Origin of the sequence: Sphingomonas sp. AAP5 (genome assembly GCF_004354345.1) — a bacterium.
Taxonomy (GTDB): domain Bacteria; phylum Pseudomonadota; class Alphaproteobacteria; order Sphingomonadales; family Sphingomonadaceae; genus Sphingomonas; species Sphingomonas glacialis.
This window is the reverse complement of sequence record NZ_CP037913.1, coordinates 456,937-482,003: the sequence shown is the minus strand read 5'-3', so window position 1 is coordinate 482,003 and position 25,067 is coordinate 456,937. Positions and strand designations below refer to the sequence as shown.

Genomic DNA, 25,067 nt, shown 5'->3' with positions numbered 1-25,067 from the left:
CGGGCCAGGAGCGGGATCCCCGCTTTTGCGGGGATGACGAAAATAAGGCGGGCGACGGCGATCGCTTCTAACCGCAACCCCATCGCGCGACGCGGCCAACCGCGTTAGGGCGTGCGCGATGTCCGTCCTCGCCGCCCACGCCCGCGATCTCGAATCGCTTGGCCACTCCCACCGCCGCCGCAGCCTCTCCCCCCGCGCCGGGCTCGATTTCGCCTCGAACGACTATCTCGGTCTCGCCGCCTCGCCGCGCCTGCGCGAAGCCGTCGCAGCGGCGCTCGACCGCGGCGTGTCGATCGGCTCGGGCGGATCGCGGCTGCTGCGCGGCAACGATCCCGAGCACGAAGGGCTCGAAGCCGAAGCCGCCGCCTTCTTCGGTAGCGAAACCGCGCTCTATTTCTCGAGTGGCTTTGCCGCCAACGCCGCCTTGTTCGCCACGTTGCCGCAGACCGGCGACCTGATCCTGCACGACGCGCTGATCCACGCCAGCGCACATGACGGAATGCGCCTCGCGCGCGCACCGGCACAGGGCGTCGCGCATAACGACGCACAAGCGTTCGATGATGCGATCGCCGCCTGGCGCCGCGCGGGCGGAACGGGCACGCCGTGGATCGCGGTCGAGAGCCTCTACAGCATGGACGGCGACCAGGCCCCGCTCGCCGATCTCGCCGGTATCGCGCAACGCCACGACGCCATGCTGCTGATCGACGAGGCACATGCCACCGGCGTGTTCGGTCCCGACGGTCGCGGTTTGGCTGCCGCGCTCGACGGACGCGCCGACGTGATCACGATGCGCACCTGCGGCAAGGCGCTCGGCTGCGAAGGCGCGCTGGTATGCGGCCCCGCGGTGGTGCGCGATTTCCTGATCAATCGCGGCCGCGCATTCATCTTCTCGACCGCCCCCTCCCCGTTAATGGCAAGCGCAGTGCGCGCCGCGCTCGCCATCCTCGCCGACGAACCCGAGCGCCGCACCCGGCTCGACGCGCTGATCGCCCATGCCGGCGCGGTGCTCGCGCCGCTTGGGGCGACGGTGTCGGGCTCGCAGATCCTTCCGCTGATCGTCGGCGACGCCGAAGCGACGATGGCGCTCGCCGCGCGCCTGCAGGCGGCGGGCTTCGACGTGCGCGGCATCCGCCCGCCGACGGTGCCGCCGGGAAGCGCGCGGCTGCGCATCTCGATCACGCTCAACGTCGACATCGCCGATATCGACCGTCTCGCCACTTGCCTGGAAGCTTTGTCATGATCCCCCGCATCGTCGTCACCGGCACCGATACCGACATCGGCAAGACCGTCTTTGCCGCCGCGCTCGCCGGAGCGCTCGGCGCGTCCTATTGGAAACCCGTGCAAGCCGGGCTCGACGACGGCAGCGATGCCGCGCGCGTCGCGGCGCTGAGCGGCCTGCCCGCGAGCCATATCCTGCCCGAGGCGTATCGGCTCGTCACACCGTGCTCGCCGCACCGCGCGGCACGGATCGACGGCGTGACGATTGATGCCGACGCGCTCGATCCGCCGCCGCACGATGGCACGCTGGTGATCGAAGGCGCGGGCGGCGTGCTCGTGCCGGTCAACGACACGACGCTCTACGCCGACATCTTCGCACGCTGGGGCGATCCCGTGGTGCTCGTCGCGCGCACCGCGCTCGGCACGATCAACCACAGCCTGCTTTCGATCGAGGCGCTGCGCGCGCGCGGCGTGCCGATCCTTGGCGTGGCCTTTATCGGCGAGCCGGTCGAGGACAGCGAGGCGACGATCGCGCGGATCGGGGGCGTCCGCCGCCTCGGTCGGTTGCCGTTGCTGCCGACGCTCGACCGCGCGACGCTTGCCGCCGCCTTTGCTGCCCACTTCTCGCTCGAGGATTTCCGATGAGCTCGCCCGTCTGGCACCCGTTCACGCAGCACGGCCTCGGCGAGACGATCCCGCGTGTCACGCGCACCGAGGGCGCGTTTCTCTACACCGATGACGGCCGCCGGATCATCGATGCGATCTCGTCGTGGTGGGTGACGACGCATGGCCATTGCCATCCCGCGATCATGGCGGCGATCGCCGATCAAGCGAGCAAGATGGACCAGATCATCTTCGCCGGCTGGACGCACGAGCCCGCCGAGACGCTCGCGCAAGGCCTGTTGGAGATCATGCCGCCCGCACTCGAGCATGTCTTCTTCTCGGATTCGGGATCGACCGCGGTCGAGGTCGCGCTCAAGATGGCGCTCGGGTTCTTCGCCAATCGCGGTGAACCGCGCAGCCGCATCCTCGTGCTCGAGCACAGCTATCACGGCGACACGATCGGCGCGATGTCGATCGGCGCGCGCGGGGTATACAACCAGGCCTATGCGCCGCTGCTGTTCGATGTCGGCACGATCCCCTACCCCGCCGCTGGCGCCGAGCAGGCGACGCTCGATGCGCTCGAGCTGGCGTGCCGTGCCGCGCCGGCCGCGTTCATCGTCGAGCCGTTGGTGCTCGGCGCGGGCGGGATGCTCTTCTATCCGCCTCGCGTGCTCGCCGAGATGCGCGCGATCTGCGCGCGGCACGGCGTGCTGTTCATCGCCGACGAAGTGATGACAGCATGGGGCCGCACCGGCACGCTCCTGGCGTGCGAGCAAGCCGGCGTCGTGCCCGACATCCTGTGCCTGTCGAAGGGCCTGACGGGCGGCGCGGTTCCGCTCGCAGTGACGATGGCAACCGCCGAAATCTTCGACGCGCACTATTCGGACGACCGCTCGCGGATGTTCTTCCACTCGTCGAGCTACACCGCGAACCCGATCGCGTGCGCCGCCGCCAACGCCAATCTCGAGATCTGGCGCACCGAGCCCGTGCTCAATCGCATCGCCGATCTCGCGCGGCGCCAGGCGGGCTGGGCCGAGCAGTTGCGCCAGGTGTCGACGATTCACAATGCCCGCATCTGCGGGACGATCGCGGCGTTCGAAATGGCGAGCGCGACGGGCACCTATCTCGATGGCCTCGGCCCACGGCTGCTCGCGTTCTTCAAACAGCGCGACCTGCTGCTCCGTCCGCTCGGCAACACCGTCTACGTCATGCCGCCCTACTGCATCGACAATGCTAGCCTGGGCGAAATCTACAGCGCGATCTCCCAGGCGAGCGAGACGCTCTGACGCCTTCTTGATAACGCTATTGATAAGCGTTCGCAAATACGTCACTAGGCCTCGCGACACCAAAGGGACCAGTGAATGAAGCGTTTTGTCATCTCCGCAGTGCTGCTGAGCTCAGCCGTCTATGCCGCACCGGCGATGGCGGAGGACGAAGCGGAAGACGGCCCTGCGATCGTCGTCACCGGCGCGCGCCCAAGCAGCGAGGCCACCGCCGGCACCAAGAGCTCGGCACCGATCGCCGAGACGCCGCAATCGATCAGCGTCATTAGCGCCGCCGAGATTGCAGATCTCGGCCTGTCGAACCTCAACCAGGCGCTACGCTTCGTCGCCGGCGTCACCACCGAGCAGCGCGGGTCGAGCGCCGAAGTCTATGACCAGTTCAAGCTGCGCGGCTTCGATGCACCGCAATTTCTCGACGGGCTCAAGCTGATCGGCGGGGCAAGCTATCTCGAGCCCCAGATCGACGTCTCGCGGCTCGACCGGATCGAAGTGATCAAGGGCCCCGCCTCGGTGCTCTACGGCCAGTCGGGCCCGGGGGGACTCGTCGCGCTGTCGAGCAAGCTGCCGCTCGACAAGCCGCTCTACGGTGCGGTGTCGGGCACCTACGGCAGCTACGACCTGTACCGCGCCGATGCCGATGTCGGCGGCAAGATCGGCGATGCGCTGCTGTGGCGCATCAACGGCAGCGTCAACGGCGCACACACGCAGCAGACGTTCAGCGCGCGCGAGCGCCAGACCGTTTCGGGCGCGCTGACCTTCAACCTCGATCCTGCGACCAAGCTGACGCTCCTCGGCGCCTACTCGAACGATCCGCAGAACGGCAGCTACGGCGTGTTCCCGGCGTCGGGCACCTTCTTGCCCAACCCCAACGGCCAACTCGCAACCTCGACCGATTTCGGCGAGCCTGGCAATTACTTCAAGCGCGAGCAGGTCGCCGCGACCTATATCCTGACGCACGAGATCAACCCCGACTGGAACATCCGCGCCTCGGGCCGCTACCAGCATGGCACCGCGCGGCTCGGGATCGTCTATGCGTCGGGATCGCTGGTCGACACCGCCAACCCGAACTTGACGCTCTACAACCGCGCCTCCTACGCGACGCGCGAGCGCAGCGACTCGTGGGTGTTCGACAATCAGATCCATGGCCGTTTCGCCACGGGCACGGTGAAGCATGACGTGCTGTTCGGCGTCGATTACCAGACCGGCACCGCGCGCTCGATCAACGCCTTCGGCTCGGCGACCCCGCTCAACGGCTATGCCCCCGTCTATGGCACGATGGTCGTGCCGCAGAGCCCTGCCGCGGTGCCGAACTCTTTCAGCCTGAACGACAACACGCCCCGCTCGAACCAGGCGGGCGTCTATGCGCAGGACCAGCTGTCGCTCGGCGCATTGCGGGTGTTGCTGAGCGGGCGGCAGGACTGGGCGTCGGTGCGCACCGGACCGAACACCGCGTCGCAGGACTCGCAGAAATTCACCTATCGCGCCGGTGCGCTCTACACGCTGCCGTTCGGGCTCGCGCCCTATGTCAGTTACTCGACCTCCTTCGAGCCCAACGGCACGCTGTCGCAGCCGAACGGCGTGATCACCGTCGCCAAGCCGTCTGAGGGCAAGCAGATCGAAGCCGGTGCCAAATACACCGTGCCGGGCACGCAGATTCTCGTCACCGGCGCGTGGTTCCGGATCGATCAGACCAACCTCATCACCACCAACCCGCTCACCAACGTCTCGACGCAGAGCGGCCGGGTCCGCTCGAGCGGCGTCGAGGTCGAGGCGAGCGCGCCGCTGCCCTACGGCTTCAACGCCAAGCTCGCCTATAGCCGGCAGAAGGTCCGCACCACCGCCGACGCCAACCCCGCCAATATCGGCGCGGGGATCCTCGGCGTCGGGCGCGGCGGCGTGTCGGGCAATCTCGAATGGGCGCCGCGCGGCGGCAAGTGGCAGGGCTTCGCGATCGGCGGCGCGGTGCGCCATGTCGACAGCATCTATGCCGGTGGTGCTGCGCGGACGAGCACGCCGGGTTTCACGCTGGTCGATGCGCTGGTGCGCTTCGATCTCGGCACGATCGCGCCGCGCTTCGCGGGCGTCTCGCTCGGGGTCAACGCCGCCAACCTGTTCGACAAGAAATATGTCACGACCTGCTATCTCGATTATGCCTGGTGCTGGTACGGCAACCGCCGCACCGTTCAGGGCACGATCGCCTATCGGTTCTGAGGGCAGATGCGGCAGGGCATGAAGCACGACCGACGCGTTTGGCGACACCGCGCCGACACCGCGCTGCGCGTCGTCGTCGCCATGCCCGGCGGCTATGCGGTGGCGAGCCTGTGGGCGATGGCGCTCGCGCGGATCCTGCCCGGCGGGCCAGCCGAGGCGACCTTCACCGCGACGCTCGTCGCGTTCGCGCTATGCGCCTTCACCGCGATGTGGGCGTTCGCCGCGCGCAGCGGCTGGCGCGCGGCGTGGACGACGCTGCTCGGCGGCGGCATCGCCGCGGCGATCGCGTTCGGGTCGATCGCGCTGACGGGTCGCGCGTGAGCATGGGCTTCCGGCAGAGCCAGGCGACGCTCCACACCTGGTCGGGGCTGCTCGTCGGCTGGGTGCTATTCATCGTCTTCGTGACGGGCACCGCCGCCTATTGGCGCGAGGCGATCAACCGCTGGGCGCAACCCGAACTCCCGCCGATCGAGCAGCCAGCGCGCGTCGTCCGCGGCGCGCAGTTGCTGCTACACCGCGAAGCCCCTGACGCCGCAAGCTGGTTCATCACCGTGCCGAGCACGCGCTCGGCGAGCGGCAGCGTCTTCTGGGTGCCGGGCGCCAAAGCGCCGCCCACGCCCGGAGAGACCAGCGCGCGCATCGACGCCAATGGCGCCAAGGTCGTGGCGCGCGCGACACTCGGCGGCGACTTCTTCTACCGTTTCCACTTCGACCTGCATTACGTGCCGTATTACGTCGCGCGCTGGGTGGTCGGGATCTGCGCGATGTTCATGCTCGTCGCGATCCTCAGCGGGATCGTGACGCACAAGAAGATCTTCCGCGATTTCTTCACCTTTCGCGGCGGCAAGGGGCAACGCTCGTGGCTCGACGGGCACAATGCCGTCGCGGTGCTCGGCCTGCCGTTTCACTTGATGATCACCTATACCGGGCTCGTCACGCTGATGACGCTGCTGATGCCGTGGGCAGCGGTCGCCAATTACAGCGCCCCCTTCAGCTTCGGTCGATTGCTCTATCCCGAAGCTCCGGCAGTCCTGCGTGCCGACCGGCCCGCCCCGCTGGTCGATCTTGCCGCGGTGCTGCGCGATGGCGAGCGGCGGCTCGGCGCGCCGGTCGATATCATCAGCGTCACCGCACCGGGCGATGCCTCGGCGCGGATCCTGCTGTCGCAAAGCAACCACGGCACGCTGTCGAGCCTGACGCCGCGGCTGACCTATGACGGCTTGAGCGGACGCCTGCTCTGGGCCTCCCCGCTGCCGGGCGCGGCCGCGGTAACGGCAGGCGCGATGATCGGGGTCCATGCCGGGCGCTTCGCCGACGCCGCGATCCGCTGGGTCTATTTCCTGTGCGGCATCGGCGGATCGGTGATGGTCGCAAGCGGGCTGGTGCTGTGGAGCGTCAAGCGCCGCGAGAAATTGCCCGATCCGGCACGCCCGCCGTTCGGCTTCCGCCTGGTCGAGCGGCTCAATATCGGTTTCGTCGCGGGCTTCCCGGCGGCGATGGTCGGCTTCCTGTGGGCGAACCGCCTGCTGCCGCTCACCCTCCCGGCGCGCGCCGAGGCCGAGATCAATACCATGTTCGTACTCTGGGGAGCGCTGCTGCTCCACGCCTTTCTCCGCCGCCCGCGGCGTGCCTGGGTCGAGCAACTCGCGCTGACCGCAGCGCTGCTGCTCGCGCTCCCGCTGTTCGACATAATGGCGACCGCGCGCGGCTTGCCGGCGACGATCGCGGCGGGCGACGCCACGCTCGCCGGTGTCGACCTGACGCTGCTCGCGCTCGGGCTTGCCTATGCCGCGATCGCGCGCGGCGTTCACCGGCATGTGCCCGCGCGACGCCGATCGCGCAGCCAGGCGCGCGGATGACCGCGCTCCCCTTCCTTGCCGCTATCCTCGCCTTCGTGCTGTTCGGGCTGGCGACCGACCAGCATCACGGCAAGCGCTTCCGGCGCGCGTGTCCGCGGGGCCGCGCCACCAGGTTGCGCGCAACCGCGTGGACGCTCCTCGCGCTGGCACTCGCTCTGTCGATGATCGCGTGGGGCGCGGTGTTCGGCGCAATCGGCTGGTTCGCGTCGATCATCAGCGGGGCCGCGCTGGCCTTTGCCGCCTTGAACTTCATCCCGCTCCCGGCGCGGCGGCCACGCGGCTGATATCGCGCTTCGGGCTGGACAGAACGGCGCGTTGCCCGCACGTCAGCCGCCACGAGGATCAAGAGGGGCCGACATGACCGACACCGCGCTTTCGTTCGACGTTTTGATCGTGGGTGCGGGGCATGGCGGGGCGCAAGCGGCGATCGCGCTGCGCCAGCGCGGTTTCGAGGGGACGATCGCGCTGCTCGGTGACGAACCCGAGCTTCCCTATGAGCGCCCCCCGCTGTCGAAGGACTATCTCGCTGGCGAAAAGCCCTTCGAGCGGATCCTGATCCGGCCCGCGGCCTTCTGGATCGAGCGCACGATCACGCTTCTGCCGGGCCGCACCGTGGTATCGGTCGATCCTGCCGCGCACGTCGTCACCACCGCCGAGGGTGCGACCATCGGCTATTCGAACCTGATCTGGGCGACCGGCGGTCCGCCACGCCGATTGACGTGCGCCGGGCATGACCTACGCGGCGTCCACGGCGTGCGCACCCGCACCGATGTCGACCAGATGATCGCCAAACTGCCCGAGGTAAGCCACGTCATCGTGGTCGGTGGCGGCTATATCGGGCTCGAGGCGGCGGCGGTGCTGACCAAGCTCGGCAAGCACGTCACCGTGCTCGAGGCGGCACCGCGCGTGCTTGCGCGCGTTGCCGGCGAAGCGCTCTCGCATTTCTACGAGGCCGAGCACCGCGCGCACGGCGTCGACCTGCGCACCGGCGTCACGGTCACAAGCATCGAGGGCCAAGACGGCGCTGCGACCGGGGTACGGCTCGCCGATGGCAGCGTGGTGGCGGGCAGCATGGTGGTCGTCGGGATCGGCATCCTCCCAGCGGTCGCGCCGCTGATCGAGGCGGGCGCCGCTGGCGGCAATGGCGTGACGGTCGATGCCTTCTGCCGCACCTCGCTTCCCGACGTGTTCGCGATCGGCGACTGTGCCGCGCACCCCAACCCCTATGCCGATGGCGCGACGATCCGGCTCGAATCGGTCCAGAACGCCAACGACCAGGCGACGGTCGTCGCGCGCGTGCTGACGGGCGATCCGCAGCCGTATGATGCGGTGCCGTGGTTCTGGTCGAACCAATATGATCTGAAGCTGCAGACCGTCGGGCTTTCGACCGGCTTCGATACGGCGGTGCTGCGCGGCGATGTCGCGACGCGGCGCTTCTCGGTCGTCTATCTCAAGGGCGGCAAGGTGATCGCGCTCGATTGCGTCAACATGACGCGCGATTACGTCCAGGGCCGTGCGCTGGTGGTGGCACGCGCCGTGATCGATCCCGCGTTGCTGGCCGATGCGGACGTGCCGTTGAAGGAAATGCTGGCGGCGGGCTGACGCCTCAGCAGCCGAGGCGGTCGGCCAATTCGGTCAGCGACTCGGCGCTGTAATCCCAGGCCTGTTCCGCGGCGCGGTCGGGCTTGGGCGCGCCGCCCAATTCCATCGGCCGATCGACATAGGCGGTCGCCAGCCCACACGCCCGCGCCGCGGCAAGATCGCTGTGATGCGCGGCGACGAGGCATAGCGCTTCGGGCGCTATCCCCAGAATATCGGCGGTACCGAGATAGGCCTGCGGCAACGGCTTGTAGATCCCGGTCGCCTCGGCTCCGAGGATCGCATCCCACGGCAGCCCGCCATGCCGCGCCAGCGCGAGCATGAGCGCGACATTGCCGTTCGACAGCGTGACGATCGGGAAGCGCGCCTTGAGCCGCGTCAATCCCGCAACCGCATCGGGCCACGGATCGAGCCGCCGCCACGCCAGCGCCAGATCGGCGAGCGTCGCTTCATCCGCCGCGATGCCGAGCCGCTCGACCAGCGCATCGAGCGTCTCGCGGTTGAGCACGTCGAGCCGCGTATAAGCGCGCCGGCCCAAACGGCACGCTTCCATCGCCGGCTGATACAGGCCGCGCCAGTCGTCTGCGAAACGCGCCGGATCGAGATCCTCGCGCCCGATCCTCGCGAACACTGCCGCAACTTCGCGCGCGATGCTCGTCCGCCAATCGACGACGGTGCCGAACACGTCGAAGGCGAGCGCCTTGATCGTCACCCCGCGACGATCTCGCGCAGCGCCTCGGCAAGACCGCGCGTCTCGTCCTCGGTGCCGATCGTCATGCGCAAGCCATTGGCGAGCCCCTGCCCCGGCAGCCAGCGCACGATATAGCCGCGGCTGAGCAGCGCCTTGTATGCGGTCTCGGCGGTGACGGCGCCTTCGAACAGCACGAGCAGGAAGTTGGCTTCGCTCGGGACGACGCGCAGGCCGGCATTGCCGAGCTTGCCCATCTCCGCGCCGAACCACGCGCGCCATTCGCGATTGTGCTCGCGCGAGGCGGCGATGAAATCGGCCGCACCGAGCGCCGCGATCGCGGCTTCCTGCCCGGCGGTGGTGCAGCAGAACGGCGCGCGGATGCGGTGCATCGCCGAGATCGCGTCCTCTGATCCGTACCCCCAGCCGATTCGCTCGGCGGCAAGGCCATGGATCTTCGAGAAGGTGCGCGTCACGATGACGTTCGGCGCGGTGCGCGCGAGGTCGAGCCCGCCGTCGTCATCCTCGGGCGCGAGATATTCGGCATAGGCCTGGTCGAGCACGAGCATCACGTGTGCCGGAAGCCCGGCATGGAGGCGCGCAATCTCTTCCTTGCGCGTGAAAGTGCCGGTCGGATTGTTGGGATTCGCAACGAATACGACGCGCGTGCGCTGGGTGACCGCAGCGAGGATCGCGTCGACATCGGTCGCATAATCGCGGTCGTCGGCGATTACGAGCGTCGCGCCGACACGACGCGTGGCGATCTCATAGACCGCAAAGCCGTAGCGCACCTGGATGATCTCGTCGCCCGGCCCGGCATAAGCGCCGGCGATGAGGTGGAGCACTTCATCCGATCCGGTGCCGTAGATAACGCGGGCGGGATCGAGATCGTGATGCGCCGCGATCGCCTCGCGCAGCAGTGCGGCGCCGGCATCGGGATAGCGTGCGAGATCGGCGGAATGGGCGGCGAAGGCGTCGACCGCTTGCGGGCTGGTGCCGAGCGGATTCTCGTTCGACGACAGCTTGATGACGGGCGCCCCACCCTCGCTCGTCGAGCGACCGGGCACGTAGGGGGCGATGGCCATGATCCATGGCTTGGGCTGGGGTGCGTTCATGCCGCGTGGGTTAGCGGGGAAAGAGCGACACTTCAAATCCTCCCTCGCGCAGCGAGGGAGGATTTACGGGGTTAGCGTTGCGGGCGCTTGTTCGGCCCACCGGGCCGCAATGTCGGCCGCGGCTGATGCCGTACCGGTGCCGGCCCATTGGCACGCCGCGGGCTGCGCTCGGCCTCGACCGGGCCGCCTTGGACCTGCTCGAATTGCACGCCGCCTTCGGCTTCCTCGCCGGCGGTGCGCTTTACCGCCGCCATGAACTTGCCCGCGATGCCGCTCGGCACCTGGAACATCGTCTCGTTGGCGGCGATGCGGATCGCGCCGACTTCGTTCTTGGTGATATGCCCGCGACGACAGATCAGCGGCAGGATCCAGCGCGGATCGGCATTCTGGCGACGCCCGATGTCCATGCGGAACCAGACGATGTCATCGAAGCCCTCGCGGTGATGCTCCTTGCCCGCCTCGCGCGGCGCGGAACCGCTCGCCTCGATCATTTCCTCGGGCGCCGGCATCCGCGCGCGATAGCTGCGCACCAGCGCCGCCGCGATATCCTCGGGGGTCTTCTTCTCGAGCAGCTGTGCCGCCAATGCGCGATCGTCCTCGTCGACTTCGACGTCTTCCATCAGCATCGTCATCAGCCGCGACTTGTCGGCCTTGCGGATGTCGTCGACGGTCGGCGCGTTCATCCACTCGACCGCGATCCGCGCGCCGCGCAGCATCATCTCGACGCGGCGCTTGCGCTGATACGGCACGATCAGGATCGCGGTGCCCTTCTTGCCCGCGCGACCGGTACGGCCCGAGCGATGCTGCATCGTCTCGGCATCGCGCGGCAGCTCGACGTGAACGACGAGGCTGAGCGAGGGCAGATCGATCCCGCGCGCGGCGACGTCGGTCGCGACGCAGACACGCGCACGCTTGTCGCGCAGCGCCTGCATCGCGGCGTTGCGCTCGTTCTGGCTATGCTCGCCCGAGAGAGCGACCGCGGCGAACCCGCGCTCGATCAGCCCGGCGTGAAGATGACGGACATTGTCGCGCGTCGCGCAGAACAGCATCGCGGTCTCGGCTTCGTGGAGGCGGAGCAGATTAACGACAGCATTCTCGATATCGGCCGGCGCCACAGTCACCGCCTGATATTCGATGTCGCCATGACCACGGTCCTCACCGACGGTCGAGATGCGCAACGCATCCTTCTGGTAGCGCTTGGCGAGCGCGACAATCGACTTGGGCATCGTCGCCGAGAAGAGCAGCGTGCGGCGCTCGGACGGCGAAGCGTCGAGGATCAGCTCGAGATCTTCGCGGAAGCCCATGTCGAGCATCTCGTCGGCTTCGTCGAGGATGACCGCCTTGAGGTTCGACAGATCGAGCGCGCCGCGCTCGATATGGTCGCGCAGACGGCCCGGCGTGCCGACCACGATATGCGTGCCGTGCGCGAGGCTGCGGCGCTCGCGCGACGCGTCCATGCCGCCGACGCAAGTCGAAATGCGCGCGCCGGCCTTGCCGTAGAGCCATTCCAGCTCGCGGCTGACCTGCAGCGCGAGTTCGCGCGTCGGCGCGATCGCGAGCGCGAGCGGTGCGCGCGGCGGCGGGAGCAGGCCGTCCTCGGTCAGCAGCTGCGGCGCGATGGCGAGGCCGAATGCGACGGTCTTGCCCGACCCGGTCTGCGCCGAGACGATGACGTCGCGGCCTTCGGCCTCGGGCTCGATGACGGCGGCCTGGACAGGAGTCGGGGCTTCATAGCCACGGGCGGAGAGCGCTTCGGCAAGAAGCGTGGGGAGGTGTGAAAAGGGCATGGTATTCCGAATATGGGGGCGGCGGGTTCGCGCGCCAAAAAGGGCCCTTAGCACGGGTGCTGGAGAAAAGCACGGGGGGTGTGGATTCCGTCAGACGCGTTGGTAGGCGAGCGTCTCATTCGTGGCTAAAGGCGGCTGGCTGACGGCTGCGAACCAATCGCTGCGGAATCCGGGAAGCGTCTCGAGGGTTGCAATCAGACCCGGCCATTCGCGCATTTCCTCATGGAAGATCCATGTTTGCCCAAGCGCCTCAATGTCGCAGCAGATCAAATCGGTGGTGAGTTCGTCGCCCTTGTAGAAAATGACGCGCGCGATATCGGCAGGCATCAACGCTAGCGTCACGCGGCTCGCTCGCCCGACGGCGCCGGCGAGTCGAGCGTCAGCGAAGCGATATAGCTCGACCGGCTCTGCCCCGCAGCGCGTGCCATCGCGTCGAGGCGCTTCAGGACTCGCCTTGGCAGGGTTACGTTGACCCGCTCGATCGTGTCTTCGAGAAGCGCGGGGTCGAGCGAGATCACGCCGAACGCCCAGCCATCAAAGTCCGGATCCAGCCGCAGCGTATCGAGGCTTCGCGCCGGCGGAATTGCCGTGCCCGCGTCGAGCGCAGCATCGATCCACGCCGCTGCGGCTTCCTCGGCGCCGACGAGCGCGTCGTCGAGCGTATCACCCGCGGAAAAGCACCCCGGCAGATCGGGCACCACGACGCCGAAGGCAGTGCTGTTGCTACCAGGTTCGATGGCGATGGGATACCGCATGGAGAACACCTAGACCTTTGCCTGCTTGCGGATCGCAGCGACCAGCCCCGGCCCGAGATCCTTCTTGGGATGCGGCACGACGATATGCCCGCCGTGCTGTGGATGGGTGAAAACGTGGTGCGATCCCCGCACCCGATCGAGTGTCCACCCGGCCGATTTCAACTCACGAATGAGATCGGCGCTTTTCATCGTGCGCATCATACACACCGCCAGCTAAAAGGCAATTCGGTAGACGACCTACACCACCTGCCCCGCCGCCCAGCCGCTCGCCCAGGCCCATTGGAAGTTATAGCCGCCGAGCCACCCGGTCACGTCGACCGCCTCGCCGATCGCGTACAGCCCCGGCACCTTCCGCGCCTCCATCGTCTGCGACGACAGTTCAGCGGTTGAGATGCCGCCTGCCGTCACCTCGGCCTTGGCGAAGCCTTCGGTGCCGTTCGGACTGAAGCGCCAATCGGCCAACTGCCGCGCTGCCGCATCGACCACCTTGTCGGTCGCCGCGCCGAGTTCGCCCTCGATCCCGAGCCGATCGGCGAGCGTCTCGGCAAGCCGCCCGGGCAGATGGTTCGACAGCACCGACGCGAGCGACACGCGCGGCCGGGCGTGCTTCACGCCGACCAGCCAGCCGGGCTTGAGCTCGGGCAGGAAATCGATCCCGATGGGCTCGCCGTGCCGCCAATACGACGACACCTGCAGGATCGCCGGCCCGCTCAACCCCTTGTGCGTGAACAGCGCGGCCTCGCGGAATTTGGTCTTGCCCGCCTTGGCGACCACTTCCGCCGCCACACCCGAAAGCGAGCGGAACAAGGTTTCGTCGCCACCGAGCGTCAGCGGCACCAGGGCCGGGCGGGGCTCGACCACTTTCAGTCCGAAGCGCCGTGCGAGGTCATACGCGAAGCCGGTCGCGCCCATCTGGGGAATTGAAGGACCGCCGGTGGCGATGACGAGCGACGGCGCATTCGCGGTGCGATCGCCGAAACTAACGCGATACTGTCCATCGGCATGGTCAACATCGCGGATCGCCTCGCCAAGCGCGATCTCGACGCCCCCCTTGTCGCACTCGTCCTGCAACAAGGCGACGATCTGCTTGGCGGACCCATCGCAGAACAATTGCCCGAGCGTCTTCTCGTGCCAGGCAATCCCATGCGCCTCGACCAGCGCCAGGAACTCCTGCGCGGTGTAGCGCCCGAGCGCCGACTTGGCGAAATGCGGGTTGGCCGAAATATAGCGATCGGCCGCGGTGTGCAGATTGGTGAAGTTGCACCGCCCGCCGCCCGAGATCAGGATCTTCTTGCCGATCGCCTCGGCATGATCGAGCAGCAGCACGCGGCGCCCGCGCTGGCCGGCGGTGAAAGCGCACATCAGCCCGGCCGCGCCGGCGCCGAGAATGATAGTGTCGTAGGTCGTTTGGGTCGTCATCGCCCGCCTGTGGACGCAAATCGGCGCTCAAGCCAGTGCACGGCTTAGACGGTGAAGCTTTCGCCGCACCCGCATGCACCCTTGGCGTTGGGATTGACGAACACGAAGCCTGCCGCAAAATCGTCCTCGACCCAATTCATCGTCGAGCCGATCAGATACAGGATCGACCCACCGTCGACGAACAAAGTCCCGCCGGGCGTATCGATCCGCTCGTCGAACGGCTTGGCTTCGCTTACGTAATCGACCGAGTAGGCAAGCCCCGAACAGCCGCGCCGCGGGGTCGACAGCTTGACGCCGATCGCGTCCGCGGGCGCCTTGGCCATCAGCGCGGCGATCCGCGCCTCGGCCGTGGGCGTGAGGATCAGCGCAGCAGGGCGAACGCGGGTCATGGTGGTCATTGGCTTTTTCCTCCAAATCCCCTCCCCTTCAGGGGAGGGGTAGGGGGTGGGGGAAGCCTCGCAGAGACCTGCGTTTGGGACTTCCCCACCCCAGCCCCCCCCTGAAGGGAAGGGGCTTAGTGCATTACAGCATGCCCAGTTCGAGCTTGGCATCGTCGGACATCTTGGCGGGATCCCATGCCGGGTCCCATACCAGATTGACCTCGGCCGAGCCGACCCCCGGCACCGCGCCGACGCGCAGTTCGACTTCCATCGGCATCGATTCGGCGACCGGGCAATGCGGCGTGGTCAGCGTCATCGTGACAACGGCGTGGCCGGCCTCGGTCACCTCGACGCCATAGATCAGACCGAGATCGTAGATGTTGACCGGAATTTCCGGATCATAAATCTCCTTGAGCGCGTCGACGACCGCCTCGTACAGCGCCCCGCCCGGCTCGCCGGCGACATCGCCCGCGGGCTTCTGGCTAAGAAAACCCTCGAGATAGTCGCGCTTGCGCGTCCCTGCCTCAACCGCGACATCCTCGACGCGCGCGCGCGGCGGCTGCTCGACGGCGCCGACTTCCTGAATCTCGATCCGATCGCTCATCCGAAAATCCTCGTTACTCTTTCAATTCCGCGCACCAGCGCTTCGACGTCGGCGGCGCTATTATAGACCCCGAAGCTCGCGCGCGCCGTCGCATCGACGCCGAGCGTCCCCATCAGCGGCTGCGCGCAGTGATGGCCCGCGCGCACCGCCACCTTGGCTTCGTCCAAGATGGTGCCGATGTCGTGCGGATGCACCCCCGCGATGCTGAAGCTGACGATTCCTGCGGAATCCTCGGGGCCGAACAAGGTCAGCGAATTGAACTGCGACAGCGCGTCGCGTGTAAGTTTCACCAGCGCGGTCTCGTGCGCATGGATGCGCTCAAGCCCGATCCGCGTCACATAGTCGATCCCGGCGGCGAGCCCGAGCACGCCGACAATATGCGGCGTCCCCGCCTCGAAGCGGCCCGGCGGCGGCGCGTAGGTGGTGCCCGCAAAGCTGACCTTGTCGATCATCGCGCCACCGCCCTGATACGGCGGCATCGCCTCGAGCAATTCAGGCTTTGCCCACAACACGCCGATCCCGGTCGGGCCGTAGAGCTTGTGGCCCGAAAAGACGTAGAAATCGCAATCAAGTGCGGCGACGTCGACCGTCATGCGCGGGACCGACTGGCAGCCGTCGAGCAAGATCTTCGCCCCGACCGAATGCGCGATGTCCGCCGCCCGGCGGCCGTCGAGCACCGATCCGAGCACGTTCGAGACATGCCCCAACGCGACGAGCTTGTGCTGCGGCGTGATCATCGCGGCCATCGCGTCGAGGTCGATGCGGTGGTCGGCAGTGAGCGGGAGCACGTCGATCTGCGCACCGATCCGCTCGGCGACCATCTGCCACGGCACGATGTTGCTGTGATGCTCGAGCTGCGAAAGCAGGATGCGATCGCCGGCCTTGAGCTGCGTTCCCGCCCAGCAGTGCGCGACGAGGTTGATCCCCTCGGTCGCGCCGCGGACGAAGACGATCTCGTTTTCGGAACCGGCGTTAAGGAACTTGGCCACCTTGCGACGCGCCGCCTCATAAGCGAGCGTCATGTCAGCCGAGCGCTGATACACGCCGCGGTGCACCGTGGCGTAATCGGTGTCATAGGCGCGCGTGATCGCGTCGATCACCTCTTGCGGCTTCTGCGCAGTGGCGGCGGTATCGAGATATGCCCAGCCGGCCGGGATCGCCGGGAAATCGGCGACATGGTCTAGCGGGCGGGTCTGGGTCAGCACGCTCATTGCCTCCCCTCCCTGTAAGGGAGTATGTTGCGCGCGCTCACAGCATCCGCTCCAACGCCGCCTGCGCCACCGCCTCGACGCGCTCGCGTTCGGCAACGTCCGCGATCCCCTCGAACACCGATCCGATGAACGCCCGCAGCAATATCGCCTTGGCCTGTGCCGGCGCGATCCCGCGCGACGCAAGATAGAAGAGCGCATTCGCATCGAGCTCGCCGACCGTCGCGCCATGCGCGCACTTCACGTCGTCGGCGAAAATCTCGAGCTCGGGCTTGGCGTTTGCGGTCGCGGTGCGGCTGAGCAACATCGCCTTGACCGATTGCGACGCATCGGTCTTCTGCGCATGCCGCGCGACCGCGACCTTGCCGAGATACGACCCCGTCGCGCGCCCGCCGAGCACCGATCGCACCACTTGGTTCGAGGTGGCATTGGGCTCGATATGGTTGAGCACGGTGACGATCTCGAGCGTCTGGTCGCCGCCGCCGAGCATCGCCGCGCCAAGCTCGAAGTGCGCGCCTTCGTGGCACGTCACGTCGATGGTCACGCGGCCGAGCTGCCCGCCGACGTTGAGCACGTGGAAGGTCGCGGTCGCACCTTCGCGCAGGATGACCTGGAAATCGCGGATCGCGACGGCGTCGATCGCTGCATCCTGCACGATCACGCGGGCGATGGACTGGCCGGCGGGGACCTCGATCACTTCGGCCGCAGGCACTGGCCACACCGAGGCGACGGCTTCGAGATCGGAATACCGCCAGGATTCATCGCGGCGGGTGGGAAGAGCCCGCGTCATTGCACCGCTCCCGCCCGACGATCGGCCAACTCGCCGATCAGTTGATGGCGTTGGTCGCGCACGCACGTAGCCATCTCCCCATTGATCGCTTCGATGAGCCGCTGGCGCGTCGCCGCATCCACGCCCTTGGCGCGTGTCGCGGTATAGCGCGGCATCGCCGGAATCGCGCAAACGCGCATCGCCTCGCAAGCAACACCGTCGATCTCCGGGTCACCGGTCGATCGAGTCACCGCGCAGACATATTTGCCCTTCTTCATCCGGACCGACGCGCGCCAATCCTGCAGCTTGCGGGCGATCACGACGATATCGGGGTCGGCGGCTGGTGGCGGCGACGGGGCGACACTTTGGAGCAGGGCCAAGGCGAAGATCACGCCGCCACCCCGGCGTATCCCTCACGCTCCAGCTCCAGCGCCAGTTCCGGTCCGCCCGAGCGCACGATCCGCCCGCCGGCCAGCACATGGACGAAATCGGGCGCAACGTAATCGAGCAGGCGCTGATAGTGGGTGATCAGGATCACCGCCTTGTCGGGCTTGCGCATGATCCGGTTGATTCCGTCGCCCACGACGCGCAGCGCATCGATGTCGAGCCCGCTGTCGGTTTCATCGAGGATCGCGAGGCTAGGGTCGATGATGCCCATCTGCACCATCTCGTTGCGCTTCTTCTCGCCGCCCGAGAAGCCGACATTGACCGGACGCTTGAGCATCTCGGCATCCATCGACAGCGCGGCAGACTGCTCGCGCGCGAGTTTCAGGAACTCAGCGCCCGACAGCGGCTTCTCGTCGCGCCCGCGGCGTTGGGCGTTTAGCGCCTCGCGCAGGAACTGCACGTTCGACACGCCCGGGATCTCGACCGGATACTGGAAACCGAGGAACAGCCCGGCGGCAGCGCGCTCGTGCGGCGCCATCTCGAGCAAATCCTTCCCGTCGAACTCGACCGAGCCCGCGGTGACCTCATACCCGGGCCGCCCGCCAAGTATATAGCCGAGCGTCGACTTGCCCGCGCCGTTCGGCCCCATGATCGCATGGACCTCGCCCGCATTGACGCTGAGCGAGAGCCCCTTGAGGATTTCCTTGCCGTCGATTTCGGCGTGGAGGTCGGTAATTTTCAGCACGTTATTTCCCAAAAAAATGTAGCAGCGCGAAGAGGATACCGATCGTCGCCGCGCCTTGTCCGACCACCCAAGTCACAAGTTTTGCTTCGGTACCCTTGATGTCACGTTGCACCTTGAGATGAAGCTTTTCGATATCGGTTTTGAGTTCGGCCTTAACCGCCTCGAGACTTGCTTTCAGTTCAAATTTGACCGCGTCGAGGTCTGTCTTCGCGGCAATCCTGAGCGCTTCGAGATCGCGTTTGGTAGCGATTTCCTCGTCGAACAGCCCGGCAAGCGCCTGCGCCTGTTCGTCGGTGAAAGCGGGCTTCAATCGCAAAATCTGCGCCATCGACATCAGATCAAACTCCCTCGACCGACACCCGTGGTTACCCCACGCTGCCCTCCAGCGAAATCCCCAGCAGCTTCTGCGCCTCGACCGCAAACTCCATCGGCAGCTGCTGCAGCACTTCCTTGGCGAAGCCGTTGACGATCAGTGCCACCGCCGCCTCGGAATCGAGCCCGCGCTGCATCGCGTAGAACATCTGGTCGTCGCTGATCTTCGAGGTGGTTGCCTCATGCTCGATCTGCGCCGACGGGTTGCGCACCTCGATATACGGCACGGTATGCGCCCCGCACTGGTCGCCGAGCAGCAGCGAGTCGCACTGGGTGAAGTTGCGCACGCCCTCCGCGGTCGGCGCGACGCGCACCAGCCCGCGATAGGTATTGTCCGAACGCCCGGCGGAAATCCCCTTCGACACGATCGTCGAGCGCGAGCCCTTGCCGAGATGGATCATCTTGGTGCCGGTATCGGCCTGCTGGCGATTGTTGGTTACCGCCACCGAATAGAATTCGCCGACGCTGTTCTCGCCCGCGAGGACGCACGACGGGTACTTCCAGGTGATCGCGCTGCCGGTCTCGACCTGCGTCCACGACACTTTCGAATTCTTGCCCTGGCACAGCGCGCGCTTGGTGACGAAATTGTAGATCCCGCCCTTGCCGTTCTCGTCGCCGGGGTACCAGTTCTGCACGGTGGAGTACTTGATCTCGGCATCGTCGAGCGCGACCAGTTCGACCACCGCCGCATGCAGCTGGTTCTCGTCGCGCATCGGCGCGGTGCAGCCCTCGAGATACGAAACGTACGCGCCCTTGTCGGCGACGATCAGCGTGCGTTCGAACTGGCCGGTATTCTCGGCATTGATGCGGAAATAGGTCGAAAGCTCCATCGGGCAGCGCACGCCCTCGGGGATGTAGACGAAGGTCCCGTCGCTGAAGACCGCGCAATTGAGCGTCGCAAAATAATTGTCGTGCTGCGGCACGACCTTGCCGAGCCACTTGCGCACGAGATCGGGATATTCCTTGATCGCCTCGGAGATCGACCGGAAGATCACGCCCGCGGCCTCGAGCTCCTTGCGGAAGGTGGTCGCGACCGAGACGCTGTCGAACACCGCATCGACCGCGACGCGGCGCTTGGGGTTGCCCTCGGCATCGAGCTCCTCGACGCCGGCGAGCATCTTCTGCTCCTCGATCGGAATGCCGAGCTTCTCATAGACGCGCAGGATCTCGGGATCGACCTCGTCGAGCGAGCCGAGCTTGGGCTTTACCTTGGGCTCGGCGTAATAATAGGCGTCCTGATAGTCGATCGGGTCCATCTGGAGCTTGGCCCAATCGGGCGCCTCCATCGTGAGCCACAGGCGGAACGCCTTGAGGCGCCAGTCGAGCATCCACGCGGGCTCGCCCTTCTTGGCGGAGATGAAGCGGACGGTGTCCTCGCTCAGGCCCTTGGGCGCAAAGTCCTGCTCGATGTCCGAATGGAAGCCCCATTCGTAGGTCTTGCTGACGGCTTCATAAGCTTCGGCGTTCTTGGTAGCCATTACATCATCCCTGCCGTCACGCGGCTCGTTAAAATCAGTCATGCCGGGATCCTCGACAGGCTCGCGAGCGAAACCCCGTCGAGCGCACCGCGCACCGCGCCGTTGACGACGCCCCAATGCGGTTTGACCCGGCAATCGCCCTCGAGCGCGCAATCGTGCCGCGCCTCGTCGACGCAGGTGGTGAGCGCGATCGGTCCCTCGATCGCCTCGATGATATCGGCCAGGCTGATCGCCGCCGCCGGACGCGACAGCCGAAAACCACCGCCGGTGCCGCGCGCGCTTTCGATGAGCCCGCCCGCCGACAGCCGGCTGACGAGCTTCTGCACCGTCGGCAGCGGCAGTCCGGTCTCCTCGGCAAGCATCGTCGCATTGAGCCGGCCCACGCTACCGCAATGCCGCGCGGCGGCGGACATCATCACGACGGCATAGTCGGCAAGGCTGGAAAGACGCATCGGGTCCAATCGGATGGAATTGCTCCGATTGCAAATGGGCGCGCGCACGAGTCGGGTCAACCCCTGCGCCTGCCCTCCCCTGGAAAAGACGCGCTAGGTTCCGCTCACCAGGGGGCTGACGACACCGTCGAGCGCGGTGCGCTGCGCGATCGTCAATCGTGGGAGGACACCCGGATCGGCGCGGATCTGCCCGGGGGTCAGGCCGGTGAACTGCTTGATCTCGCGGATCATGTGCGACTGGTCGTAGAAACCGCGGTCGACCGCGTCGCCAATCGTCTCGGCATCGGCCGCCATCGCCACCGCGGCCCGCAAGGCGCGGTACTTGCGCGCAAGCAATTTGGGCGGCGCGCCGTACAGGGCGTTGCACTTGCGCTCGACCTGCCGCCGCGACAGACCGGTGGTGGCAAGCAGATCCTCCATTTCGGGCGAGGGGTTTGCCGCCAGCCAGGCATCGACCTCACGCACGAACCCGATCGCGCCGAGCGTACAGTGGCCATTGGCGCTGCGGATCAAGTCGCGGACCAATTCCTCGCCCACCGCGGCGCGCGCGGCGATGCCCTCGGTCTTGCGCAGCGCGGCGGTCGCGACCTGCAACCGCCCGAGGCCGAACAGTTTGCCCGCATCGACGACGCGGTTGACCATGGTCGAGGCATCCGCGCCGATCATCGCCGCCCAGCCGACCGCGGTCACGCCCATCCCGAAGAGCGCAATCGGTCCCTCGGCATGGACATGGACAGCGCCGCTGGTCGGGCCGATCACATGGATTTCGCTCGAGTCCTGCTCGGTACCATCGGCGAAGCGATAACAGGCGCCGCCTGGGGACAAGCGAAAGCGAATCTGCGCGTTGTCGGCGCGCTCGACATCATCGAACACGGCGACGGCGGCGGAAAAATCATAAAATAGCGTTACATAGTCGGCCAGATCCGCTGCCGGAACGGCATAGTCTAGCCGAACGTTCTCCACGATTGCGGACCCCTCTGTTCTTGGGAACAGAACGTATCGCGTTCGTCGAACAAAGAAAAGTGGGCCGGTCAGCAAACTGACCGGCCCAAGGGAGGAAGCTCCAATTTGGGGCTCCCCGGGTCGCACTTTCTCATACCGTGATTCGCCGTCGTCAGTATTGGACAGAGTCGCCGGACTTCCCGTCAAACGGCGTGACACAGATTTCTGCCCGAGCGCGGGAGCGCTTTGACGCAGCCGCCCTGCGCTGTCATCACGCCGCCATGCTGTTCCCCCTGCTCCGCCCGGCTCTCTTCGCGCTCGATGCCGAACGCGCGCACGAGATGACGCTCAAGCTTCTTGCGACGGTGAGCCGCACCGGCGTCGCGCGGAGCGAAGGGCCGGCCTGCCTGCGTACCAACGTCGCCGGGCTCGATTTCGCCAACCCGCTCGGGCTCGCCGCCGGCGTCGACAAGAATGGCAGCGCGATCGACGGGTTCTTCGCGCTGGGCTTCGGCAGCGTCGAGATCGGGACGCTGACGCCGCTGCCGCAAGCGGGCAACCCAAAGCCGCGCTTGTTCCGGCTGGTCGAGGACCAAGCGGTGATCAACCGCATGGGCTTCAACAATGGCGGGATCGCCGCGGCACTGCCGCGTGCGGTCGCGGCGAAGCGGCGCGGCGTGCTCGGCATCAACGTCGGCGCGAACAAGGACGCGCCAGACCGCGTCGCCGATTATGCGCACGGCGTCGCCGCTGCCGCGCGCGTCGCCGATTATGTCACGGTCAATATCAGCTCGCCCAACACGCCGGGTCTGCGCGACTTGCAGCACGGCAACGAATTGCTCGACGTGCTCGCCGCCGCCGACGAAGCGCGCCGCGCACCGGTCGAGCGGCCGCGGCTGTTCCTCAAGGTCGCGCCCGATCTCGACCCGTCGGCGATCGACTTCATCGCGCGCGCCGCGGCGGCCCACCATGTCGATGCGCTGATCGTCAGCAACACGACGATCTCGCGCCCCGGGCTGCGATCGGCGCATGCCGGCGAAACCGGCGGCCTGTCGGGCGCGCCGCTGGCAAGCCTCGCCCGCCAGCGGCTCGCCGATTTCCGCAGCGCGACCGGCGGGACGATGCCGCTCGTCTCGGCCGGCGGGATCGACAGCGCCGACGAAGCCTATGCGCGGATCTGCGCGGGTGCGAGCCTCGTCCAGCTATACTCGGCATTGGTCTTCCACGGTCCAGGGCTCGCGCAGCGGATTCTCCGCGGGCTCGCAAAAAACCTCGCGCGCGACGGGTTTGCCAGCGTCGCCGAGGCGGTCGGTACCCACGCGGCCTGAGCCTGCGCGCCGGCCAAGGACGTGGAGAGGATATGAGAAGCGCAAGCTTGGCTCGATCCCGTTCTTGCCTGCACGGTACAGCGCGCTAGGGTCGCGTCATGACCAGACCGCTTGTTGCTTACCTGCTCCTGCTGATCGCGCCCGCCGCTGCGGAAGCCCGGCGCCCGGCTCCGCCACCACGGCCAGCGCATAGCCCTGCGCTCGGAATGGTCAGCGCCGCCGACCCGCGCGCGGCCGCCGCCGGGGCCGAGATCCTGCGCGAGGGTGGCAGCGCGACCGACGCCGCGATCGCGACGATGCTCGCGCTCAATGTCGTCGAGCCGCAGAATAGCGGGATCGGCGGGGGCAGCTTCATGCTCCACCACGACGCCGCGACCAACGCCGTCGCCGGGTTCGACGGGCGCGAGACCGCGCCAGCGGCAGCCGACCCGAAATGGTTCTACGGCGCAGACGGCAAGCCGCTCCCATTCATGGCGGCCCTTCCGGGCGGGCGCAGCGTCGGCGTGCCCGGCAACCTGCGGATGATGGCACTGGCGCACCAGCGCTACGGCAAGTTGCCTTGGGCGACGCTGTTCGGCCCGGCGATCAAGCTCGCGCAGGAGGGCTTCGCGGTCACCCCGCGGCTGCATAATGGGCTCGCCAATTTCGGGGGGCACATCGATCCTTGGGCGCGGTCGCACTTCCTTGCGGCAGACGGCACGCCACTCCCCGTCGGCACGCTGCTCAAGAGCCCCGAACAGGCCGCTTTGTTCACCGCGATCGCCAAGCACGGCGCCGACTATTTCTACACAGGCGCGGTCGCGCAGAAGATCGTCACCGCGGTCAACACCGCCGCGCGCAACCCGTCGAAGATGACGCTCGCCGATCTTGCGGGCTACCGCGCCAAGGAACGCCCGCCGGTCTGCACGATGTACCGCGTCTACAAGGTATGCGGCATGGGCCCGCCCTCGTCGGGCGGGATCGCGGTGCTGATGATCCTCAAGCAGCTCGAACGCTTCGACCTGCCCAAGCTCGGCAAGAATTCGCCCGTCGCCTGGCATCTCTTCGCCGAGTCCGAGCGGTTGGCCTATGCCGACCGCGATCTCTATCTCGGTGATCCCGACCATGTCACCGTGCCGATCAAGGGCCTGCTCGATCCGGCCTATCTCGCCAGGCGCTCGGCGCTGATCTCGCCCGAGCACAGCATGCCGAGCATCGCCGCCGGTACCCCGCCCGGCGCACCGCAGCGCACACTCGCCCCCAACGCCGATGTTCCCGGTACGAGTGATCTCGTCGCGGTCGACAAGCAGGGTAACGTCGCCGAGGTCACCACGACGATCGAAAGCTATTTCGGGTCGGGCGTGTCGGTCGACGGCGTGATGCTCAACAACGAGCTGACCGATTTCGATTTCGCGCCCGTCAAGGACGGCTATCTCGTCGCCAACCGTGTCGAAGGCGGCAAGCGCCCGCGCAGCTCGATGGCGCCGACGATCGTCTATGGGCCCGACGGCAAGGTCCGCATCGCGATCGGCGCGGCGGGCGGATCGACGATCATCGCGCAGGTCGCCAAGGCCCTGGTCGGCGTGCTCGACTGGAAGCTCAGCGCGCAGGATGCGATCGCGATGGGCTTGCTCTACGCGCCCAAGCTCGACGCCGTTGCCGAAAAGGGCACGCAGCTCGATGCGATGGTGCCGGCCCTGCAAGCGCTCGGCGAGCATATCCAAATCGCGCCATTGGGGCTAAAAGCCAATGCGATCGAGCGCGTCAACGGCGCCTGGGTCGGCGCCGCCGATCCGCGCAGCGAGGGCGTCGCAGTCCGCGAGGACGGCCAGACCACACAGATCGTCCGCGCCGGCGCAACGCCGCGTCCGGCCGAATAACGTTAT

The 25,067-nt window shown here is 67.2% G+C and carries 27 protein-coding genes; 10 read left to right on the top strand and 17 right to left on the bottom strand.

Annotated elements, in window-relative coordinates; all coding sequences use genetic code 11:
• Window positions 1-118 precede the first annotated feature (118 nt).
• From E2E30_RS02225 to E2E30_RS02190, 8 genes are all read left to right on the top strand, one after another.
• A complete protein-coding gene (locus tag E2E30_RS02225; RefSeq protein WP_133186845.1) occupies window positions 119-1,240 on the top strand; it encodes an 8-amino-7-oxononanoate synthase in 1,122 nt (373 codons plus the stop codon).
• Window positions 1,237-1,863: a dethiobiotin synthase gene (bioD, locus tag E2E30_RS02220; protein ID WP_133186843.1), complete on the top strand. Its 627-nt coding sequence runs from the start codon at window positions 1,237-1,239 to the stop codon at window positions 1,861-1,863. The genes E2E30_RS02225 and bioD overlap by 4 nt, the downstream gene beginning before the upstream one ends.
• Window positions 1,860-3,107, top strand: a complete 1,248-nt coding sequence (locus tag E2E30_RS02215) for an adenosylmethionine--8-amino-7-oxononanoate transaminase (RefSeq protein WP_133186841.1) — start codon at window positions 1,860-1,862, stop codon at window positions 3,105-3,107. The genes bioD and E2E30_RS02215 overlap by 4 nt, the downstream gene beginning before the upstream one ends.
• A gap of 75 nt (window positions 3,108-3,182) precedes the next feature.
• Entirely contained in the window at window positions 3,183-5,315 is a 2,133-nt protein-coding gene (locus E2E30_RS02210) for a TonB-dependent siderophore receptor (RefSeq protein WP_133186839.1), read from the top strand.
• 18 nt (window positions 5,316-5,333) lie between these two features.
• A complete protein-coding gene (locus E2E30_RS02205; protein ID WP_240699012.1) occupies window positions 5,334-5,636 on the top strand; it encodes a hypothetical protein in 303 nt (100 codons plus the stop codon).
• 2 nt (window positions 5,637-5,638) lie between these two features.
• On the top strand, window positions 5,639-7,174 hold the full coding sequence (locus E2E30_RS02200) for a PepSY-associated TM helix domain-containing protein (protein WP_240699089.1): 1,536 nt from the start codon (window positions 5,639-5,641) through the stop codon (window positions 7,172-7,174).
• Entirely contained in the window at window positions 7,171-7,458 is a 288-nt protein-coding gene (locus E2E30_RS02195; RefSeq protein WP_133186833.1) for a DUF3325 family protein, read from the top strand. The genes E2E30_RS02200 and E2E30_RS02195 overlap by 4 nt, the downstream gene beginning before the upstream one ends.
• Window positions 7,459-7,531: 73 nt before the next feature.
• The gene (locus E2E30_RS02190; RefSeq protein WP_133186831.1) at window positions 7,532-8,776 is read left to right on the top strand and encodes an NAD(P)/FAD-dependent oxidoreductase; all 1,245 of its coding nucleotides are present in this window, start codon (window positions 7,532-7,534) and stop codon (window positions 8,774-8,776) included.
• Window positions 8,777-8,780: 4 nt separating this feature from the next.
• Here E2E30_RS02190 and E2E30_RS02185 read toward each other — a convergent pair whose 3' ends face one another.
• The 17 genes from E2E30_RS02185 to E2E30_RS02105 all read right to left on the bottom strand — a co-directional run bounded on the left by E2E30_RS02185 (window position 8,781) and on the right by E2E30_RS02105 (window position 21,895).
• Window positions 8,781-9,485, bottom strand: coding sequence for a haloacid dehalogenase type II (locus E2E30_RS02185; protein ID WP_133186829.1), 705 nt, complete (start codon window positions 9,483-9,485; stop codon window positions 8,781-8,783).
• Window positions 9,482-10,576: a histidinol-phosphate transaminase gene (hisC, locus tag E2E30_RS02180; RefSeq protein WP_133186827.1), complete on the bottom strand. Its 1,095-nt coding sequence runs from the start codon at window positions 10,574-10,576 to the stop codon at window positions 9,482-9,484. Before hisC ends, E2E30_RS02185 begins: the two co-directional genes overlap by 4 nt.
• Window positions 10,577-10,647: 71 nt before the next feature.
• Window positions 10,648-12,363 (bottom strand): DEAD/DEAH box helicase, encoded by a 1,716-nt coding sequence (locus E2E30_RS02175; protein WP_133186825.1) that lies wholly within the window; start codon window positions 12,361-12,363, stop codon window positions 10,648-10,650.
• Between the two features lie 90 nt (window positions 12,364-12,453).
• Window positions 12,454-12,690, bottom strand: coding sequence for a hypothetical protein (locus E2E30_RS02170; protein ID WP_133186823.1), 237 nt, complete (start codon window positions 12,688-12,690; stop codon window positions 12,454-12,456).
• A gap of 11 nt (window positions 12,691-12,701) precedes the next feature.
• Window positions 12,702-13,118 (bottom strand): type II toxin-antitoxin system HicB family antitoxin, encoded by a 417-nt coding sequence (locus E2E30_RS02165; protein WP_133186821.1) that lies wholly within the window; start codon window positions 13,116-13,118, stop codon window positions 12,702-12,704.
• Window positions 13,119-13,127: 9 nt separating this feature from the next.
• Window positions 13,128-13,319, bottom strand: coding sequence for a type II toxin-antitoxin system HicA family toxin (locus tag E2E30_RS02160; RefSeq protein WP_206365625.1), 192 nt, complete (start codon window positions 13,317-13,319; stop codon window positions 13,128-13,130).
• A gap of 36 nt (window positions 13,320-13,355) precedes the next feature.
• Window positions 13,356-14,537 (bottom strand): NAD(P)/FAD-dependent oxidoreductase, encoded by a 1,182-nt coding sequence (locus E2E30_RS02155; RefSeq protein ID WP_133186819.1) that lies wholly within the window; start codon window positions 14,535-14,537, stop codon window positions 13,356-13,358.
• A 44-nt stretch (window positions 14,538-14,581) separates the two neighbouring features.
• Window positions 14,582-14,935: a HesB/IscA family protein gene (locus E2E30_RS02150; RefSeq protein WP_133186817.1), complete on the bottom strand. Its 354-nt coding sequence runs from the start codon at window positions 14,933-14,935 to the stop codon at window positions 14,582-14,584.
• Between the two features lie 124 nt (window positions 14,936-15,059).
• Window positions 15,060-15,521, bottom strand: a complete 462-nt coding sequence (locus E2E30_RS02145; RefSeq protein WP_133186815.1) for an SUF system Fe-S cluster assembly protein — start codon at window positions 15,519-15,521, stop codon at window positions 15,060-15,062.
• Entirely contained in the window at window positions 15,518-16,732 is a 1,215-nt protein-coding gene (locus E2E30_RS02140; RefSeq protein ID WP_133186813.1) for an aminotransferase class V-fold PLP-dependent enzyme, read from the bottom strand. Before E2E30_RS02140 ends, E2E30_RS02145 begins: the two co-directional genes overlap by 4 nt.
• A 37-nt stretch (window positions 16,733-16,769) precedes the next feature.
• Complete coding sequence (locus E2E30_RS02135; protein WP_133186811.1) at window positions 16,770-17,519, bottom strand: SufD family Fe-S cluster assembly protein; 750 nt, start codon at window positions 17,517-17,519, stop codon at window positions 16,770-16,772.
• The gene (locus E2E30_RS02130; protein ID WP_133186809.1) at window positions 17,516-17,890 is read right to left on the bottom strand and encodes a hypothetical protein; all 375 of its coding nucleotides are present in this window, start codon (window positions 17,888-17,890) and stop codon (window positions 17,516-17,518) included. Before E2E30_RS02130 ends, E2E30_RS02135 begins: the two co-directional genes overlap by 4 nt.
• Window positions 17,887-18,630, bottom strand: a complete 744-nt coding sequence (gene sufC / locus E2E30_RS02125) for a Fe-S cluster assembly ATPase SufC (RefSeq protein WP_133186807.1) — start codon at window positions 18,628-18,630, stop codon at window positions 17,887-17,889. Before sufC ends, E2E30_RS02130 begins: the two co-directional genes overlap by 4 nt.
• A gap of 1 nt (window position 18,631) precedes the next feature.
• Window positions 18,632-18,964: a hypothetical protein gene (locus tag E2E30_RS02120; RefSeq protein WP_133186805.1), complete on the bottom strand. Its 333-nt coding sequence runs from the start codon at window positions 18,962-18,964 to the stop codon at window positions 18,632-18,634.
• Between the two features lie 31 nt (window positions 18,965-18,995).
• The gene (gene sufB / locus E2E30_RS02115; RefSeq protein WP_133186803.1) at window positions 18,996-20,480 is read right to left on the bottom strand and encodes a Fe-S cluster assembly protein SufB; all 1,485 of its coding nucleotides are present in this window, start codon (window positions 20,478-20,480) and stop codon (window positions 18,996-18,998) included.
• A gap of 38 nt (window positions 20,481-20,518) precedes the next feature.
• The gene (locus E2E30_RS02110; RefSeq protein WP_133186801.1) at window positions 20,519-20,932 is read right to left on the bottom strand and encodes an SUF system Fe-S cluster assembly regulator; all 414 of its coding nucleotides are present in this window, start codon (window positions 20,930-20,932) and stop codon (window positions 20,519-20,521) included.
• Window positions 20,933-21,025: 93 nt separating this feature from the next.
• A complete protein-coding gene (locus tag E2E30_RS02105) occupies window positions 21,026-21,895 on the bottom strand; it encodes a helix-turn-helix domain-containing protein (protein WP_133186799.1) in 870 nt (289 codons plus the stop codon).
• 260 nt (window positions 21,896-22,155) lie between these two features.
• Between E2E30_RS02105 and E2E30_RS02100 the strand changes: the two genes are divergently transcribed.
• Together E2E30_RS02100 and ggt are read left to right on the top strand one after the other, a co-directional pair.
• Entirely contained in the window at window positions 22,156-23,202 is a 1,047-nt protein-coding gene (locus E2E30_RS02100; RefSeq protein ID WP_133186797.1) for a quinone-dependent dihydroorotate dehydrogenase, read from the top strand.
• A 98-nt stretch (window positions 23,203-23,300) separates the two neighbouring features.
• Window positions 23,301-25,061 carry a gamma-glutamyltransferase gene (ggt, locus tag E2E30_RS02095; protein ID WP_133186795.1) on the top strand — a complete coding sequence of 587 codons (1,761 nt, stop codon included), beginning with the start codon at window positions 23,301-23,303 and terminating at the stop codon, window positions 25,059-25,061.
• Window positions 25,062-25,067: the final 6 nt, after the last annotated feature.

What these genes read in the sequence shown, in the direction of transcription:
- E2E30_RS02225 (WP_133186845.1), top strand. Translation starts at nt 119, where the DNA reads ATGTCCGTCCTCGCCGCCCACGCCCGCGATCTCGAATCGCTTGGCCAC.
- bioD (WP_133186843.1), top strand. Translation starts at nt 1,237, where the DNA reads ATGATCCCCCGCATCGTCGTCACCGGCACCGATACCGACATCGGCAAG.
- E2E30_RS02215 (WP_133186841.1), top strand. Translation starts at nt 1,860, where the DNA reads ATGAGCTCGCCCGTCTGGCACCCGTTCACGCAGCACGGCCTCGGCGAG.
- E2E30_RS02210 (WP_133186839.1), top strand. Translation starts at nt 3,183, where the DNA reads ATGAAGCGTTTTGTCATCTCCGCAGTGCTGCTGAGCTCAGCCGTCTAT.
- E2E30_RS02205 (WP_240699012.1), top strand. Translation starts at nt 5,334, where the DNA reads ATGAAGCACGACCGACGCGTTTGGCGACACCGCGCCGACACCGCGCTG.
- E2E30_RS02200 (WP_240699089.1), top strand. Translation starts at nt 5,639, where the DNA reads ATGGGCTTCCGGCAGAGCCAGGCGACGCTCCACACCTGGTCGGGGCTG.
- E2E30_RS02195 (WP_133186833.1), top strand. Translation starts at nt 7,171, where the DNA reads ATGACCGCGCTCCCCTTCCTTGCCGCTATCCTCGCCTTCGTGCTGTTC.
- E2E30_RS02190 (WP_133186831.1), top strand. Translation starts at nt 7,532, where the DNA reads ATGACCGACACCGCGCTTTCGTTCGACGTTTTGATCGTGGGTGCGGGG.
- hisC (WP_133186827.1), bottom strand. Translation starts at nt 10,576, where the DNA reads ATGAACGCACCCCAGCCCAAGCCATGGATCATGGCCATCGCCCCCTAC.
- E2E30_RS02175 (WP_133186825.1), bottom strand. Translation starts at nt 12,363, where the DNA reads ATGCCCTTTTCACACCTCCCCACGCTTCTTGCCGAAGCGCTCTCCGCC.
- E2E30_RS02170 (WP_133186823.1), bottom strand. Translation starts at nt 12,690, where the DNA reads ATGCCTGCCGATATCGCGCGCGTCATTTTCTACAAGGGCGACGAACTC.
- E2E30_RS02165 (WP_133186821.1), bottom strand. Translation starts at nt 13,118, where the DNA reads ATGCGGTATCCCATCGCCATCGAACCTGGTAGCAACAGCACTGCCTTC.
- E2E30_RS02160 (WP_206365625.1), bottom strand. Translation starts at nt 13,319, where the DNA reads ATGATGCGCACGATGAAAAGCGCCGATCTCATTCGTGAGTTGAAATCG.
- E2E30_RS02155 (WP_133186819.1), bottom strand. Translation starts at nt 14,537, where the DNA reads ATGACGACCCAAACGACCTACGACACTATCATTCTCGGCGCCGGCGCG.
- E2E30_RS02150 (WP_133186817.1), bottom strand. Translation starts at nt 14,935, where the DNA reads ATGACCACCATGACCCGCGTTCGCCCTGCTGCGCTGATCCTCACGCCC.
- E2E30_RS02145 (WP_133186815.1), bottom strand. Translation starts at nt 15,521, where the DNA reads ATGAGCGATCGGATCGAGATTCAGGAAGTCGGCGCCGTCGAGCAGCCG.
- E2E30_RS02140 (WP_133186813.1), bottom strand. Translation starts at nt 16,732, where the DNA reads ATGAGCGTGCTGACCCAGACCCGCCCGCTAGACCATGTCGCCGATTTC.
- E2E30_RS02135 (WP_133186811.1), bottom strand. Translation starts at nt 17,519, where the DNA reads ATGACGCGGGCTCTTCCCACCCGCCGCGATGAATCCTGGCGGTATTCC.
- E2E30_RS02120 (WP_133186805.1), bottom strand. Translation starts at nt 18,964, where the DNA reads ATGTCGATGGCGCAGATTTTGCGATTGAAGCCCGCTTTCACCGACGAA.
- sufB (WP_133186803.1), bottom strand. Translation starts at nt 20,480, where the DNA reads ATGGCTACCAAGAACGCCGAAGCTTATGAAGCCGTCAGCAAGACCTAC.
- E2E30_RS02110 (WP_133186801.1), bottom strand. Translation starts at nt 20,932, where the DNA reads ATGCGTCTTTCCAGCCTTGCCGACTATGCCGTCGTGATGATGTCCGCC.
- E2E30_RS02100 (WP_133186797.1), top strand. Translation starts at nt 22,156, where the DNA reads ATGCTGTTCCCCCTGCTCCGCCCGGCTCTCTTCGCGCTCGATGCCGAA.
- ggt (WP_133186795.1), top strand. Translation starts at nt 23,301, where the DNA reads ATGACCAGACCGCTTGTTGCTTACCTGCTCCTGCTGATCGCGCCCGCC.